The organism is Bacillus sp. SD127, from assembly GCF_058566445.1.
The window spans coordinates 2,057,244-2,068,956 of the sequence record NZ_CP191226.1 but is presented as its reverse complement, the minus strand read 5'-3'; the positions used below and the strand labels follow the sequence as shown (position 1 = coordinate 2,068,956).

The window sequence follows — 11,713 nt, the reverse complement described above, 5'->3', positions numbered from 1 at the left end:
ATCTTCACCCTTTAAGGGTGCCTCCTGTTTCGACTGCCAATAGCTTGCAGCCTACGCCTTTCGGCTAGTCGTTGCACGTTCAAGACGTTTGATCTAAGTGTTTCCACTTTTGCCGCAAACAGATTTTTGTAATGATTGTTTTACTCGCATATGTATATATTTCAGAGAGTTCTTTAATGGACTTACCACTTTTAAAATCATTTAAAATTGACAGTGCTTGAAGTTCAGTAATTTTAGCCTTTGGGCTTTTTTCTCCAATCAAAAGCAGTCCATGTTTTAAAGCATGTTGAGCATTTCCTTTTGGTGTAACCCACTCCAAATTTGAGAGCTTTGGATTCGCTTTGTTTCCATCAATATGATTTACAAAGGGTAGTTTCTTAGGATTCGGTATAAAGTTAAGTGCAACTAATCTATGTACACGTTTACCAACCTGCTTGCCTTCCTTATATAAGATCACTTTTGTATATCCTTGACTATCAATTTTAGTCTTTAAAACAGTCTTCTTTTTCAAATTAATCACTCTACTACGATTTGTAATCCCATACCCAGGAAATTCTGCAAGTGGAGAAACTACCTCTCCCTCCATTAACACAAATGGGATTTGTGTTTTTCTTAATCCCATCTTTATAACGCGGTGATTAATTACTTCTCTTGAAACCCCCAATTTTTCTCCTATTTCTTTGGCAGTCATTGAACTATAATTTTTGCGAATAAAATCTTCATCAATATCTAACTTGTTATGCGGCCGTCTTGCTTCGCTCATGATTGTCCCCCTTTATTTTGGCTTGTGTTTGTCCCAAACCTTCTGAGGAGTTCCCATGAATTAAAGAGGTTTTCGATCGTCATTTCTGACGAAAGGGGCCAAATCAACCCATTTGGTCGGCATATCTGAAGGCATTATCTAGAAGTTTCATAACACCTACGACACCTTTAGTCGCATTCTCTACGTCTTTAATCGCTTCACCTTTGGCTCTTAGTTTGTTTAGATTTAATGCTACTCCTCCACCTAGCTTAGAAAGCTGCATAGAGATATCAATAGCACGTGAAATATCATTCAAACTGTCGCCTACTTCAAGTAAGAAGCAGCTCACCATTTCACCTCTTCGCTTACGTCCAGCATTAAGGAATGTAGGTGTTGCCGGCTGATACTCTTGTTTCATCATAGTATGTACTTCCTCAACTGCTTTCTCGTAATCACCATCCGCGCAATATAAAGCCACAATTGAGACACGATCCTCGTACCTCTCCAGGATCTTTGTTTTATCATTTGTCTTCAATGCGTAGTCATTGTAGAACTTAAACGCACTCATAAAAGATGGGAATCTGAATTTGTAACTGTAAGCAATCTTATAAATCGATTTAATCTGCTCAAATGTATATTTGCTTAAGAATTCTTCCTCGTAAAAATCATTTTTAATCAAATAATCAAGTTTCTCTTTTAGATCATGGAAAAAGACTGTGTTTTGATTAATGTAATCAACAAAGTAACTATGAACGGCCTCCTTATCCTTTTCAAATTGATACTTCCCATCTTTCTGGATCATGATTTCATTATTGAGCTTGATCCAATTTGGTATTGTGTTTGTCAATAAGTTTTACCTCCTGAATGATCTTCTCTAAGTCTTGTTTCGTTCCACTAAGTTCAAACTTTAATAACAATGGAATGTGGAACTTTGCTGAAAGCTTGTCTCCAGCTAAACCATAGTTATCACCCCAAACCTTGTTACCACTAACAACAACTCCTCTAATTTTATTTTTATTCTTTTTGATAAAACTCAAAGTCCTTTCAGGTACTTCCCCAAAGCCTATCGTATATGTAATATGTATGAACTCTTGATTGATGATCGTATCATCAGTTATTTCAATGGCCTCAATATCTAATTTGTGTTGCAGAGCTTTTACAAACCTTCTTACATTGCCAGTTTTACTCTCATATGTAATGATCACTAATCGTTATATGCCCCTGTAATTAATCTTGTAGTTGCAAATTCAGCTTCATTTTCAACATGGTAATATGCTTCAGCTATTTCACTATTAATGGCTCCCATCTCAGCATAACCTTTAGCCATTTGAGCCTCATAAGGAGACAACTCCTCTAATTCAACGGGGATATAGTTATCCTTTTGGCTTTGCGGGATAACCATTTGATGTCCTTCTAAGTCAGTTGCAATCAGTTCACCTTTAAATACTGTAAATGACTCACCATTTTGCATATGTATCTTTTTATTTTCTTTTGCTTCCTCCATAGTCACCAGATCATTACGCTTTACGTATAACTGTCTAGCTGCCCCCATTTTACATCTCCTTTTTATTTGTTTTTTGGTTTGAATTAGATAGAAGTTTTATCAAAAATTTAAAAACTTTAAAGGACTATCGATTGTCCTATTTGTTCTTTCAAATTGCTTTAAGAAACTATGTACGCTTCGCATATCTTGATTTGATAGGTTAACAAATTTCACATATTCGGGTTTACCTTGAATTGATATTACTGCCCAACTATGATTTCCATAATGGTTAATATCTGCTGAAATATTAAATTGTTTCATGATAGAATTATTCTCTTCAATGATTTTATGGTTTAGAGATTCTAAGTTTTTCAGCTTAAACTTTAGCCGTTTATTCTCTTCTAATAATTTCTGCTCAAGAGAATCTATACCTAAAAAAGATGTTACTTTGCTTTTAATCCAACTTTTCATTTCATCACTCCTCTAATAAAACTGTGCTTTTATCTAGTTTTGTTGGAATATTGCCCTTAAATTTCTTAACAATGCCTGAGCATCTTGTGCGCTTTTTGAACTGTTATCATATTTATTGAGGAATTCAATTGCCTCATCCATATGCAAATTCACTTGAATCACCTCATGCGGAACTCCAATTTCTTCTTGAGCAAAAATAGCATCTTTGTGAGCTTGGATAGCATCATCATAAGTTTTAACGTGCGCTCCCTTAACATATAATCCGAATTTCGCAGTCATTGTCATCATCCTATTAATTTATTTTTATTCTTTAAAGTAAACTTCCATCAATAAGCAATACCATCTCTTCGTCATTAGAAATCTCCTCAAGAACCTGTTTTAATGGCATGAGCTCTTTATCTTCTCCTGGTGCCCTTCCATGCTGTATTGCCGCATAAACTTGTCCAACTTCTGTCATTTCATCACTTAACTCTCCATCATCATCATCTGTAACAGTATCTGTATACAGTTCCATTGCCTTTTCTTTTGTATAAGCCTTAATTAACGCATAATAGGGGTCAAACACTTCAAAATACTTCATAACGGGCTTCTCAACTTCCAATTCCTCTACGTAATCGCCTTTAATTTTCACATCATCAACTCCGTTTTCGAGCAAATGATCTACCATGTCCTTGCCTAGTTGTTCTAACGCAGCCCCTTGAACAGATGGACTTTCGTCATTAAATCCTTCATGAGCGTAGCAAGTTGCTTTTATTTCAAAAACTGCTGCTTTAATTCCCATAGCACAATGCTCCCTTTAATATTTATTTTTTCGAATCCACTAATCTCTTTAAAATCATCCTTTTAACTTAATACTTCATCTAACATTAAAGAGTTATTTAAGTACAAAACTTTCATAGTCTTGATTTCCTTGTTCATTACAATGTCAATTTGTTCATCTTTTAGCGAAAGAAATAAATCAAATATTTCCACGTTGTCCTTTCTGTCTTGAAAGCAATATCGCTTAGTTTCAAGAACTTTCTTTCCAGAAAGATAGCTCCAACTAGTAAACTCATAAAGGAATTTAACAATCCCTTCAAATCCATTCATTTTCAAATAATATGTTATTTCCTCCACCAGCCTTTCATTCAAATAAAACTTTTATTTAGACTTATTGTCGTTTTGCAAAATGGTGTCAGCAGGTAAAGTTGTAACTTTCATTTCGCCGACTATTTCACCAGTTGATTTCTTTTTGAAAATAATCTTTGCAGCATTATCATTACTCATCTTGAGTGCCTCCTTAGATAAACAATGTGCTAATATACAGAACAATCAATGCGAAAGCTGAATGAAATAAAGACTTACAGGCTTTCTTGAAAATGTTCTCATCTTTTTCCTGATCTGACCGTTTTACACCTTTGACAAATACGTTGAGTAAAACACCAATAACAAATGCATGAGGTAAAGTGACATGGACATTTTGAATATTGTATGTATCAATAAGTAAAGGGTTTAACACGTGATTCAATCCGTAGTAAACAACCAATGACATTGTCAGAGCTTCAACAAAAATAAGTAATCCAACTACAATTAACGAACCTGACCCAATAAAGAAACCGCTCCAAATATCTTTTGTATCTTTATTCAATAAAAATCTCTCCTTTAATTTTTAGTAATTAGTCTCTTCCACCAGGAAGTTTTGCGATTGCCATTTTGTTCTTTAACACATTGATTCTCTCGTCTGACATGTTGCTGCCATTCTTCTTCAAGTTTCGTTTGCTCTTGAATGGCTCTTTCAAAGCTTTCTTTGTCTTCAATTGTTTTAATGATCTTATCAGTCTGATACGTCCATTCATTATTGGTGTTCCGTTGCCTATCAGTAACAACTACATATTCATTAAAACCAGGGATGTATACTTTGCCCCCAACTTCAATTGGATCTAAGTCAATGATTCCTTCGAAGAAACAGTTGTACTCCACTTTTTCCTTTTCAGAAAAACGACCGAGTACATCCAATCCATATGATTTATTGATTACCTTGCCTTCAAACTTAGCTTGATGTCTTCCCACTTATTCACCTCCTTAAATGTAGCTCCCCATTTCATATTCTGTTATAATTCCTTGTTCAATAAAATTAGCTATAATTTCTTGCACTTTATCATTAGTAACGTATGGGAATTCAAGTTCCTCTCTTGTGTAAACTTTCATATAGTATTGATAATCATATGGCTGTAAGTATCTTTCATCTAATACGTCAATTTCACCCTTGAGACTCTTTTTATGTATTGTTAAATTAAATGTGATGTTAGGTTGAATTGATTTTATGAAGTACCACTTTGTTTTCACGTGATCCGTAAAACCAATATCCCTCATTTGTTTTTGTTCAAGAATATGAAACTTCATTATCTTTCCTCATTGATGATTTTTTTTAATGCTTTTAGAAGCATGTTCAGTGATTCCTTGTCACCCATTTCATCTCGATTGACCTCAATAAAGTGAACTGCTGATGTTAATTTATTCTTCATATCAGTTACTCCTTTCACGATAAAAATTGAATTTTATTTAGACATTACTGATAATCAATTCAACAAAAGACCGATGATTTCAAGAATATTAATTGCTAATTGCACCCTGTCACTCCTCATTATTTGTTTTGATTTGTCGTATACTGCGCTTGCCCGGGAAATTTTGATTATTTCTTTCTGGTTTGTTTCCCTTTTATTCTTAGTCTTTTATAAATCCATCAACATAAGACCGTCTAATCCATAAACCTTATCTCTACCAGTTAACTTTCCGTTTTTTCTCATTATCTTCAATGCATTTTCTGCTTGTTTACGGTTTGAGTAAATATGTGGGTGGTAACCATAGAGATATTTCCCTTCACTCTTTGCAGCAATTACGAACATGTTCATTTATCAACTCTCCTAATTCAACTCTTAAATTTAGACAAAACTTCATTTTTCCTTATTTAGACCACAATCCATGTCGAAAATTATCATTTTACATATCATGTATTATCCTGACTAAAGGTGGTGGGAATATGGGTTACTCTTGCTCAAACGGTTATGGTAGCTCCTTCGCTTTGATCGTGGTACTATTCATTTTGTTGATCATTGTTGGAGCAGTTTTCTTTAAATATTAAGTTTAACTTTACCTGCCTCCGCCGTAACAGCACCTCCCCCTGTTCGGTAGACGCCATAAGATGTTTTTATGGCGTTTTTATTTTTGTAAGGGTTATTTAAAACTAGATAAAAGGAATATTTTATCCTCTATTTTTGTATTTGTTGTTCAGTCCTAAATAATCTAATGTCTTTTTTACACTTAAATTGCTGCATTCATTCTTCACTCTCTCGGAATAACTCTTTGCACAACGTTCACAACAGTTTAAGTTTTCATAAGTTTTTTCATCACTGATTCTAAGACAAATTGTTTTTCCGCTTATGTACTCTTTACAGATGTCACATATATGATTCATTAACACTCTCCTTTGTCTTAATTTAAGTTTATTATATACATATTCTTTGTATTTGTCTATTGGTTTTTAAATAATTTCTTTAATGTTTTTTAGCTTTGCAAAAACAGACATTATATCTTTATCACACCGCTCCCAAACACGCTTTTCTTCAGGCCTTAAAGTGTTTTCTAAGTAAATATAAAGCTTATCCAATACTCCTTCAGCAGCATCAATATCATCAATTACAAGATCTCTAACAATATCCTTAATGATACCCTCTCCTTATGAAAATATGGTTATGGCTTTTCCATTGTCATTTTTTATGTATGGAGAATATTTTCGCTCAAGATAATTCCTTGACGTTCCTTCTCCCAGACTTACATTATAAATATTCCTTACCTTATGTACTTCATATGCTTGTTCTTTTGCTTGTTCAGGTGATAGCGCCTCAATAACTAGAGACGCATTCTCACCTTTGCTGTCTTTACACCTTACATAATACTTTTTCAATAAACATCCCTTTATCCTTTCGTTTTTTCTTGAAACAATTCAATGAATCAAGCCTCGATATGTATTTGGTTTAATATTGTGTAGATCGATTAGGTTAGTTAACCGCTCGATTTCCTTACTCATCACATAACATTGATCAACATAAAATTTCTTTGGCATAATCACAAACTGACCATCTTTAAATCCTTCCGCACCGGCTTCTTGCATTGCCGCTGGAAAGATATCAATTAGACTCCCTTTTTTAAAGCTCTCAATATACTCATCTACTGAAATATTGTGCAAAACCCTAGCTAATACTCCATTGGTCTTTTCATCGTTATGTACGTAAATTCTTTGTGTATGTGGTTCAATAACTACAAAATCAAGAGCGTTTACCAAGTCAATTTTTTCTTGATCAGTTAGCATATTCACTCTCCTTTTAAATACGACTTGAAAAACTCACTTAAGTTATCAGCCATAGCTGCAGCAACTTCAGAAAAGTATTTATGTCTTTTCTCCTCTGATTTCAAAAACTTAACTGTCGTTTCTGCAATTTCTTTAATCCTGTCTTCTTTGATATTTCCATTCCTAACACGCTCTTTAATTTCCTCTGTCTCTCTTTTTAAAGACTCTGGGTAACTATCCATCTGCTTCACCTCTCAATTCCTCTTATTTTGCATTTGTATAAAAGACAAATTTTATTCAGATTCTTTATTAACGTATGTATGTATTAATTCCTTGAATATTGATTCAAGCACAGTTACAGTAATTGAATTACCGGCTTGCTTATATAATTGTGAGTTACTTATTCCCGCTGCAAAAGCTTTTTCAAAATCTTCATCATCGAAAGCTTGTAGCCTAAAGCACTCTAACGGTGTTAATTTTCTAATTCTGTATTTTGGATATTCTCCAATTGCTACCCCATGCCTGTCAATAGTATTTACCGTAAATGCCGGTTCACCATCGTCTTTAAATCTTCTTCCATTTTGTCGCTTTTCTTCCCTTTCAGGAGTTAAAACTTGTCGAACCTCAACTACAGCATTTTGTTTTTGATTTCTGTTCAACCCTCTCCAGTCAGAAGCAGAAAGTGTATGAGATACCTCAAGTTCTTTCCCAATCCCTGTTCTTCTTGAGTACTCTCTAGTCATTATTTCTTTCTCAATAATGTGTGTTCTTCTGCCCTTCCCAACTTCTCCTGGTGATGTTCCTTTTGTATAATTTGCATCTAAACAACAAGATACTCCGTCCCCAAAGGAAAATTGTTCTATTGCAATTTTAGGTTCTCTGTGGCCGCCTCCCATAGTTGTTAAAGTCGGACTAACTCCCTCAGGTGAGTAAACTCTTTTGATTGCATCGTGCCCTTTTATATCCACGTGTCCGACCATTAACGGCTCTTTTGTTTCATATTCTTTCTGTTGTGAAACTCCAAGGTGTTCAACAAGTCTCTTTGTCTTTTCTTCACTTAAGTAGTATTTCTCATCAACATACTCTTCAAGAATTTCTTTTAATCTCTTTTGGACAATACCTTGCAAGGGCCAATTAAATTTAAACCTTTTTATATTTAAATCTTTTAATCTCTTTTTCCCTTTAATTAGAACATCTTGTCTTGTTTTATCTATAACCCAGTCATCATTTTCAATTAAATCTTCTCTAATGCCAATTATGTATATACGTTCACGATTTTGAGGGACTTTAAAGAATTTAGAATTAAGTAATTCCAGATCAATTCTGTAACCGACCTCGCTAAAAGCCTCTGACATCACATTTAGGGTATTGCCTTGATCATGATTAATTAACCCTTTGACATTCTCAAAAACAAAGAACTTTGGTTGCTTCTCCTTTAGAGTCTCAATGTATTGAAAAAACAATGTCCCCCTTGTATCTTCAAACCCCTTCCGATGACCGGCTACACTAAAGCTTTGACAAGGAGACCCCCCAACTAAAAGATCAAAATCAGGCAGTATCTTCTTATCGATTTTACTTACATCACCGTAGTTACATTGCTCATCCACGTTGTGAATTGCACAATACGATTTGATAGCATATTTATCAATTTCGCTAAAGCCAACCAGTTCATATTCAACCCCAATGTTTCTTAGTGCAGCTTCAAATGCACCGATTCCACTAAAAAGACTCATTACTCGTAGTTTACTCAACAAACAACCTCCATATATTTTATTTTTACTCTAAATAAAATTGATCTTTTATATAGATTTCCTATGTTCTTGTGCTGCCCCTCTGTATTCAGTATCATTAAAAGGAAAGCAGGGTGAGACGATGAAACTTAAACCATCTTCCATTTTTAATAAAGAATACAATGATGAAGTAACCTTTTACCGTGATGTTAATAGGCTTAAAACAAACATAAGTTCAAGTGCTTTAAGTCTTTTGTTATTCATTGCAGACTTTTGTGAGTCTAACACTTACATCGAGTACTCTGATTTAATTAAGGTGCATCCATATCCAAGTAAAGTAAGTGAAAATTTGAATGAGCTTTTAGAAAATGGATACGTGCTTGTTATTCATCATATTTAATCCAACTCAATAAAAGAGATATTTTATTTTAATTTGCTGAGCAACTTGCTCATTTCTTTGTTTATCAATTCAATATCACTATAAATTTGATTATGTATTGTTCTTTTACACACCTTGGACAACCTTTTTAAAAACTTGTTAATAATTAATCCCCCTTCATGGAACATGGCTAGTTTATTTTCAAAACCTCTAGCGTTATGCCACTAGGAATTCCAATTACATTGTTATGTTCATCCTGCAACGCAGTACCTAAAGAATTAAAAATCATACCCGCTTGCTGCTGAGATACAGTTTCATCAAATCTTACAATTACCTTATCATTTTTATTTATATTTATGATTTTCTTTTCGTGAACATTTCCATCTATATCTTGTAACTCAAGTAACATCCTTTTCACTTTTTCTCCCCCTACATTTGATATCTATTCAAATAGTTGAAGCAAATCCTCTACGATCTCATCGCTGCCCCATTGACCAGTATCCCATGAATATGTATGTAATCCAGCACTGCTCATAACTTCTCTATATAACTCCAAAATTGAATCAATGTCTTTTCCTTCTATATACTCATCTCCCCGTACGCTTAACCGTTCCTTAATAATGATTGGATCAGCATGTAAGTATACAACCTTCGCTTTTGCTTTAATTTTATCCTCAATAAATCTAAGCTGTTGCTCTGTAAGGATCGAGTAATCTTTGAATTTCTTTGCATATACCAAGTTAGAATAAACAAACCTGTCAATAATCACATAGTCTTCGTCAGCCAATTTGTTGAAGTGCTCAAATAATTTCTCATTCCCGCTTATGGCCAACTCAAAGTTTGAACCTTTGATAATTGGGTACTTCAGTTCTTTGCTAAGCTTTGCTGCAACTGTTGATTTAAAGCAGCAATCAGGCCCCTCCAAGATAATTAATGCCATTAATCCTCCACCTTTCTTATTTTATGAAATCCAACAACCTGATAAGTACCGTCAGGATACTTCACTTCTACCTGGTTGTATCGGTAATCAACTTTCGCAACAGCTCCAATCTCATCTGTAAAATCAACAATTACCTTTTGACCTTTTTTAAACATAAGTTAAACCTCCCTTTAGTGGCGTTAATTCATGTTCTTTAAAGTAAGTAATGTCACCTGTTTCATCGCTAACTGCATAGTCATATGTAGCTGAATGTAAATGCTCGATAATCTTTCCTTTTCTCCCCACATGATGTGGGCATCCATATCGTGCATTATTGTTAATTTCTACAGCTAGCCCAACAGGATAACTCCAGTATTTAGGCAATTTAATACCACCTCCCCTCAATAAAAAACCTCTTAATCTTCTGTTCTTACTATTCTAGAAACCTGTTTTTCATTAAACCCAAGGGACGACAAGAACCTCTTAAAATCATCTAACAACAATCCAGGGATTTCCCCTTTATGTTCTTCAATAATCGACGGTTTATAAGTCTTATTTAATCTGGTTACCTGTCCATATTCGTCTGTGAATGACATTTCAATTTGAATACACTTCAATTGTCTCACCCTATTTTTTAATTTTGTCTTGAAATTTTAACTGCTTGTTGCCATAACAACATCATCAAAACCCCTTTCATCATAAGTTCCATCATAATAACAAAGTTCCACTGTCTTTGTTTCGGGATAGATCGCTTCAATAACCCCGTACTCCCCAGTTGATTTGACCTTAGCCTCTTTATCTAAAATGAACATTCTCTTCACTCTCTCTATGTAATAGTTTTCCTTGGGATATATTTCATGTTATGTATTGCATCGAACGAATTGTTGAAATGTTTATACCTTTCAGTCATTTGGATCGATTTACCAGCTGACTCTGACAGTTTTACGACCAAATGCGTTTGCTTCTTTTTCGCTATCCATCAGAATATCAATACTATTGTTTTTAATATCTCCTCCTGTATCTATTGCATATGCTTGAAAGCTATTCCCTTCATATGAAACTTGTACTAATGAATACAAAGGAATTACTTCTGGATCAACAGCGATTATTCTTTTTCCATTGTAATAGGATGTGTTTGATACATCATAGCCGGTTCTTGTTTTCCCTGTGCAACCTGTAGAACAAAACGCTGTGTAAGCAGTGGCAACAACTTCATGACTCTTCACTGCCTTGCCATTAGTACTTTTTGAAGTTGGTTTATTTACACTTCTCTTTTTGTTGGTTTTTTGCACTTTTTTTGTTTTTGTATGTTTTGCTGCTTTTTTATTTTCTTCTGTTAGATATGTAATCGTCGCATTAAGATACTTTTTTCTACTTTCAGCCTGCTTTTCTTCCTCACTCTTTAGCCTGGGAAGGATTCTTGGAACGTCAATTTCATGAATAAGTTTTTGCCTCACCTCTTTTTTATTTAGATAAAATGACTCTTTTATTGAGACTTGATTATCTTGATGTGTATACAAGTTTTTAGCGCTATATACGAGCCCTACTCCTAACAAACCAATTGTAGCAAAAAGTGTCATTTCGTTAATTCTATGATATACATATTTTTTATGTTTGTCTATAAGTTTTTTGAAAATTTTTATCTCTCCTATATCAGTTAAG

At 34.1% G+C, this 11,713-nt stretch carries 27 protein-coding genes and 1 pseudogene; 2 read left to right on the top strand and 26 right to left on the bottom strand.

What is annotated here, in order from left to right; genetic code table 11:
• Nucleotides 1–79: 79 nt before the first annotated feature.
• The 13 genes and pseudogenes from ACQVGS_RS11070 to ACQVGS_RS11010 form a co-directional block, all read right to left on the bottom strand.
• Nucleotides 80–763: an HNH endonuclease gene (locus ACQVGS_RS11070; RefSeq protein ID WP_106021367.1), complete on the bottom strand. Its 684-nt coding sequence runs from the start codon at nt 761–763 to the stop codon at nt 80–82.
• A 106-nt stretch (nt 764–869) separates the two neighbouring features.
• Nucleotides 870–1,589, bottom strand: a pseudogene (locus ACQVGS_RS11065) (ribonucleotide reductase barrel domain-containing protein); the annotation flags it as partial.
• Nucleotides 1,552–1,947 (bottom strand): class Ib ribonucleoside-diphosphate reductase assembly flavoprotein NrdI, encoded by a 396-nt coding sequence (gene nrdI, locus ACQVGS_RS11060; RefSeq protein ID WP_326235852.1) that lies wholly within the window; start codon nt 1,945–1,947, stop codon nt 1,552–1,554. The pseudogene ACQVGS_RS11065 and the gene nrdI, both read right to left, overlap by 38 nt.
• Entirely contained in the window at nt 1,947–2,294 is a 348-nt protein-coding gene (locus ACQVGS_RS11055; RefSeq protein ID WP_396280704.1) for a hypothetical protein, read from the bottom strand. Before ACQVGS_RS11055 ends, nrdI begins: the two co-directional genes overlap by 1 nt.
• Before the next feature lie 51 nt (nt 2,295–2,345).
• On the bottom strand, nt 2,346–2,696 hold the full coding sequence (locus ACQVGS_RS11050) for a hypothetical protein (RefSeq protein WP_326235854.1): 351 nt from the start codon (nt 2,694–2,696) through the stop codon (nt 2,346–2,348).
• Between the two features lie 33 nt (nt 2,697–2,729).
• Nucleotides 2,730–2,975 carry a hypothetical protein gene (locus tag ACQVGS_RS11045; RefSeq protein WP_326235855.1) on the bottom strand — a complete coding sequence of 82 codons (246 nt, stop codon included), beginning with the start codon at nt 2,973–2,975 and terminating at the stop codon, nt 2,730–2,732.
• 31 nt (nt 2,976–3,006) lie between these two features.
• Nucleotides 3,007–3,477, bottom strand: coding sequence for a YosH family protein (locus ACQVGS_RS11040; protein ID WP_326235856.1), 471 nt, complete (start codon nt 3,475–3,477; stop codon nt 3,007–3,009).
• Between the two features lie 359 nt (nt 3,478–3,836).
• Nucleotides 3,837–3,962: a hypothetical protein gene (locus ACQVGS_RS11035; protein ID WP_219144940.1), complete on the bottom strand. Its 126-nt coding sequence runs from the start codon at nt 3,960–3,962 to the stop codon at nt 3,837–3,839.
• 13 nt (nt 3,963–3,975) lie between these two features.
• On the bottom strand, nt 3,976–4,323 hold the full coding sequence (locus ACQVGS_RS11030; RefSeq protein WP_491831709.1) for a hypothetical protein: 348 nt from the start codon (nt 4,321–4,323) through the stop codon (nt 3,976–3,978).
• Between the two features lie 14 nt (nt 4,324–4,337).
• Nucleotides 4,338–4,691: a hypothetical protein gene (locus ACQVGS_RS11025; protein WP_411809764.1), complete on the bottom strand. Its 354-nt coding sequence runs from the start codon at nt 4,689–4,691 to the stop codon at nt 4,338–4,340.
• Nucleotides 4,692–4,757: 66 nt separating this feature from the next.
• Nucleotides 4,758–5,078, bottom strand: a complete 321-nt coding sequence (locus ACQVGS_RS11020; RefSeq protein WP_326235859.1) for a hypothetical protein — start codon at nt 5,076–5,078, stop codon at nt 4,758–4,760.
• Nucleotides 5,078–5,200 (bottom strand): hypothetical protein, encoded by a 123-nt coding sequence (locus tag ACQVGS_RS11015; RefSeq protein ID WP_491831707.1) that lies wholly within the window; start codon nt 5,198–5,200, stop codon nt 5,078–5,080. Before ACQVGS_RS11015 ends, ACQVGS_RS11020 begins: the two co-directional genes overlap by 1 nt.
• A 207-nt stretch (nt 5,201–5,407) precedes the next feature.
• On the bottom strand, nt 5,408–5,587 hold the full coding sequence (locus ACQVGS_RS11010; protein ID WP_491831705.1) for a hypothetical protein: 180 nt from the start codon (nt 5,585–5,587) through the stop codon (nt 5,408–5,410).
• Nucleotides 5,588–5,715: 128 nt separating this feature from the next.
• Here ACQVGS_RS11010 and ACQVGS_RS11005 point away from each other — a divergent pair, with 128 nt between their 5' ends.
• Nucleotides 5,716–5,817, top strand: coding sequence for a YjcZ family sporulation protein (locus tag ACQVGS_RS11005; RefSeq protein WP_437370846.1), 102 nt, complete (start codon nt 5,716–5,718; stop codon nt 5,815–5,817).
• Nucleotides 5,818–5,937: 120 nt separating this feature from the next.
• Here ACQVGS_RS11005 and ACQVGS_RS11000 read toward each other — a convergent pair whose 3' ends face one another.
• The 6 genes from ACQVGS_RS11000 to dcm form a co-directional block, all read right to left on the bottom strand.
• On the bottom strand, nt 5,938–6,150 hold the full coding sequence (locus tag ACQVGS_RS11000; protein WP_414956938.1) for a hypothetical protein: 213 nt from the start codon (nt 6,148–6,150) through the stop codon (nt 5,938–5,940).
• Between the two features lie 66 nt (nt 6,151–6,216).
• Nucleotides 6,217–6,399 carry a hypothetical protein gene (locus ACQVGS_RS10995; RefSeq protein WP_106021389.1) on the bottom strand — a complete coding sequence of 61 codons (183 nt, stop codon included), beginning with the start codon at nt 6,397–6,399 and terminating at the stop codon, nt 6,217–6,219.
• A gap of 12 nt (nt 6,400–6,411) precedes the next feature.
• Nucleotides 6,412–6,639: a hypothetical protein gene (locus ACQVGS_RS10990; RefSeq protein ID WP_414956937.1), complete on the bottom strand. Its 228-nt coding sequence runs from the start codon at nt 6,637–6,639 to the stop codon at nt 6,412–6,414.
• Nucleotides 6,640–6,678: 39 nt separating this feature from the next.
• Nucleotides 6,679–7,044 (bottom strand): hypothetical protein, encoded by a 366-nt coding sequence (locus ACQVGS_RS10985; RefSeq protein ID WP_491831702.1) that lies wholly within the window; start codon nt 7,042–7,044, stop codon nt 6,679–6,681.
• A gap of 2 nt (nt 7,045–7,046) precedes the next feature.
• Nucleotides 7,047–7,265, bottom strand: coding sequence for a hypothetical protein (locus tag ACQVGS_RS10980; protein ID WP_414958324.1), 219 nt, complete (start codon nt 7,263–7,265; stop codon nt 7,047–7,049).
• 51 nt (nt 7,266–7,316) lie between these two features.
• The gene (gene dcm, locus ACQVGS_RS10975) at nt 7,317–8,774 is read right to left on the bottom strand and encodes a DNA (cytosine-5-)-methyltransferase (protein ID WP_491831700.1); all 1,458 of its coding nucleotides are present in this window, start codon (nt 8,772–8,774) and stop codon (nt 7,317–7,319) included.
• Between the two features lie 121 nt (nt 8,775–8,895).
• Between dcm and ACQVGS_RS10970 the strand changes: the two genes are divergently transcribed.
• Nucleotides 8,896–9,153 carry a hypothetical protein gene (locus tag ACQVGS_RS10970; RefSeq protein WP_217020734.1) on the top strand — a complete coding sequence of 86 codons (258 nt, stop codon included), beginning with the start codon at nt 8,896–8,898 and terminating at the stop codon, nt 9,151–9,153.
• A 169-nt stretch (nt 9,154–9,322) separates the two neighbouring features.
• Here the strand turns inward: ACQVGS_RS10970 and ACQVGS_RS10965 are convergent, their stop codons facing one another.
• The 7 genes from ACQVGS_RS10965 to ACQVGS_RS10935 all read right to left on the bottom strand — a co-directional run bounded on the left by ACQVGS_RS10965 (nt 9,323) and on the right by ACQVGS_RS10935 (nt 11,688).
• The gene (locus ACQVGS_RS10965; protein WP_491831698.1) at nt 9,323–9,550 is read right to left on the bottom strand and encodes a hypothetical protein; all 228 of its coding nucleotides are present in this window, start codon (nt 9,548–9,550) and stop codon (nt 9,323–9,325) included.
• A 24-nt stretch (nt 9,551–9,574) separates the two neighbouring features.
• Entirely contained in the window at nt 9,575–10,072 is a 498-nt protein-coding gene (locus ACQVGS_RS10960; protein WP_491831696.1) for a nucleoside/nucleotide kinase family protein, read from the bottom strand.
• On the bottom strand, nt 10,072–10,227 hold the full coding sequence (locus ACQVGS_RS10955; protein WP_010331040.1) for a hypothetical protein: 156 nt from the start codon (nt 10,225–10,227) through the stop codon (nt 10,072–10,074). Before ACQVGS_RS10955 ends, ACQVGS_RS10960 begins: the two co-directional genes overlap by 1 nt.
• The gene (locus tag ACQVGS_RS10950) at nt 10,220–10,435 is read right to left on the bottom strand and encodes a YorP family protein (RefSeq protein WP_019712328.1); all 216 of its coding nucleotides are present in this window, start codon (nt 10,433–10,435) and stop codon (nt 10,220–10,222) included. The genes ACQVGS_RS10955 and ACQVGS_RS10950 overlap by 8 nt, the downstream gene beginning before the upstream one ends.
• A 32-nt stretch (nt 10,436–10,467) precedes the next feature.
• Nucleotides 10,468–10,668 carry a hypothetical protein gene (locus ACQVGS_RS10945; RefSeq protein ID WP_491831693.1) on the bottom strand — a complete coding sequence of 67 codons (201 nt, stop codon included), beginning with the start codon at nt 10,666–10,668 and terminating at the stop codon, nt 10,468–10,470.
• 36 nt (nt 10,669–10,704) lie between these two features.
• Nucleotides 10,705–10,863 carry a hypothetical protein gene (locus ACQVGS_RS10940; RefSeq protein WP_491831691.1) on the bottom strand — a complete coding sequence of 53 codons (159 nt, stop codon included), beginning with the start codon at nt 10,861–10,863 and terminating at the stop codon, nt 10,705–10,707.
• 108 nt (nt 10,864–10,971) lie between these two features.
• On the bottom strand, nt 10,972–11,688 hold the full coding sequence (locus tag ACQVGS_RS10935; RefSeq protein WP_491831806.1) for a 3D domain-containing protein: 717 nt from the start codon (nt 11,686–11,688) through the stop codon (nt 10,972–10,974).
• Nucleotides 11,689–11,713 lie beyond the last annotated feature (25 nt).

What these genes read in the sequence shown, in the direction of transcription:
- ACQVGS_RS11070 (WP_106021367.1), bottom strand. Translation starts at nt 763, where the DNA reads ATGAGCGAAGCAAGACGGCCGCATAACAAGTTAGATATTGATGAAGAT.
- ACQVGS_RS11055 (WP_396280704.1), bottom strand. Translation starts at nt 2,294, where the DNA reads ATGGGGGCAGCTAGACAGTTATACGTAAAGCGTAATGATCTGGTGACT.
- ACQVGS_RS11050 (WP_326235854.1), bottom strand. Translation starts at nt 2,696, where the DNA reads ATGAAAAGTTGGATTAAAAGCAAAGTAACATCTTTTTTAGGTATAGAT.
- ACQVGS_RS11045 (WP_326235855.1), bottom strand. Translation starts at nt 2,975, where the DNA reads ATGACTGCGAAATTCGGATTATATGTTAAGGGAGCGCACGTTAAAACT.
- ACQVGS_RS11040 (WP_326235856.1), bottom strand. Translation starts at nt 3,477, where the DNA reads ATGGGAATTAAAGCAGCAGTTTTTGAAATAAAAGCAACTTGCTACGCT.
- ACQVGS_RS11035 (WP_219144940.1), bottom strand. Translation starts at nt 3,962, where the DNA reads ATGAGTAATGATAATGCTGCAAAGATTATTTTCAAAAAGAAATCAACT.
- ACQVGS_RS11020 (WP_326235859.1), bottom strand. Translation starts at nt 5,078, where the DNA reads ATGAAGTTTCATATTCTTGAACAAAAACAAATGAGGGATATTGGTTTT.
- ACQVGS_RS11015 (WP_491831707.1), bottom strand. Translation starts at nt 5,200, where the DNA reads ATGAAGAATAAATTAACATCAGCAGTTCACTTTATTGAGGTCAATCGA.
- ACQVGS_RS11010 (WP_491831705.1), bottom strand. Translation starts at nt 5,587, where the DNA reads ATGAACATGTTCGTAATTGCTGCAAAGAGTGAAGGGAAATATCTCTAT.
- ACQVGS_RS11005 (WP_437370846.1), top strand. Translation starts at nt 5,716, where the DNA reads ATGGGTTACTCTTGCTCAAACGGTTATGGTAGCTCCTTCGCTTTGATC.
- ACQVGS_RS11000 (WP_414956938.1), bottom strand. Translation starts at nt 6,150, where the DNA reads ATGAATCATATATGTGACATCTGTAAAGAGTACATAAGCGGAAAAACA.
- ACQVGS_RS10985 (WP_491831702.1), bottom strand. Translation starts at nt 7,044, where the DNA reads ATGCTAACTGATCAAGAAAAAATTGACTTGGTAAACGCTCTTGATTTT.
- ACQVGS_RS10980 (WP_414958324.1), bottom strand. Translation starts at nt 7,265, where the DNA reads ATGGATAGTTACCCAGAGTCTTTAAAAAGAGAGACAGAGGAAATTAAA.
- ACQVGS_RS10970 (WP_217020734.1), top strand. Translation starts at nt 8,896, where the DNA reads ATGAAACTTAAACCATCTTCCATTTTTAATAAAGAATACAATGATGAA.
- ACQVGS_RS10960 (WP_491831696.1), bottom strand. Translation starts at nt 10,072, where the DNA reads ATGGCATTAATTATCTTGGAGGGGCCTGATTGCTGCTTTAAATCAACA.
- ACQVGS_RS10955 (WP_010331040.1), bottom strand. Translation starts at nt 10,227, where the DNA reads ATGTTTAAAAAAGGTCAAAAGGTAATTGTTGATTTTACAGATGAGATT.
- ACQVGS_RS10940 (WP_491831691.1), bottom strand. Translation starts at nt 10,863, where the DNA reads ATGTTCATTTTAGATAAAGAGGCTAAGGTCAAATCAACTGGGGAGTAC.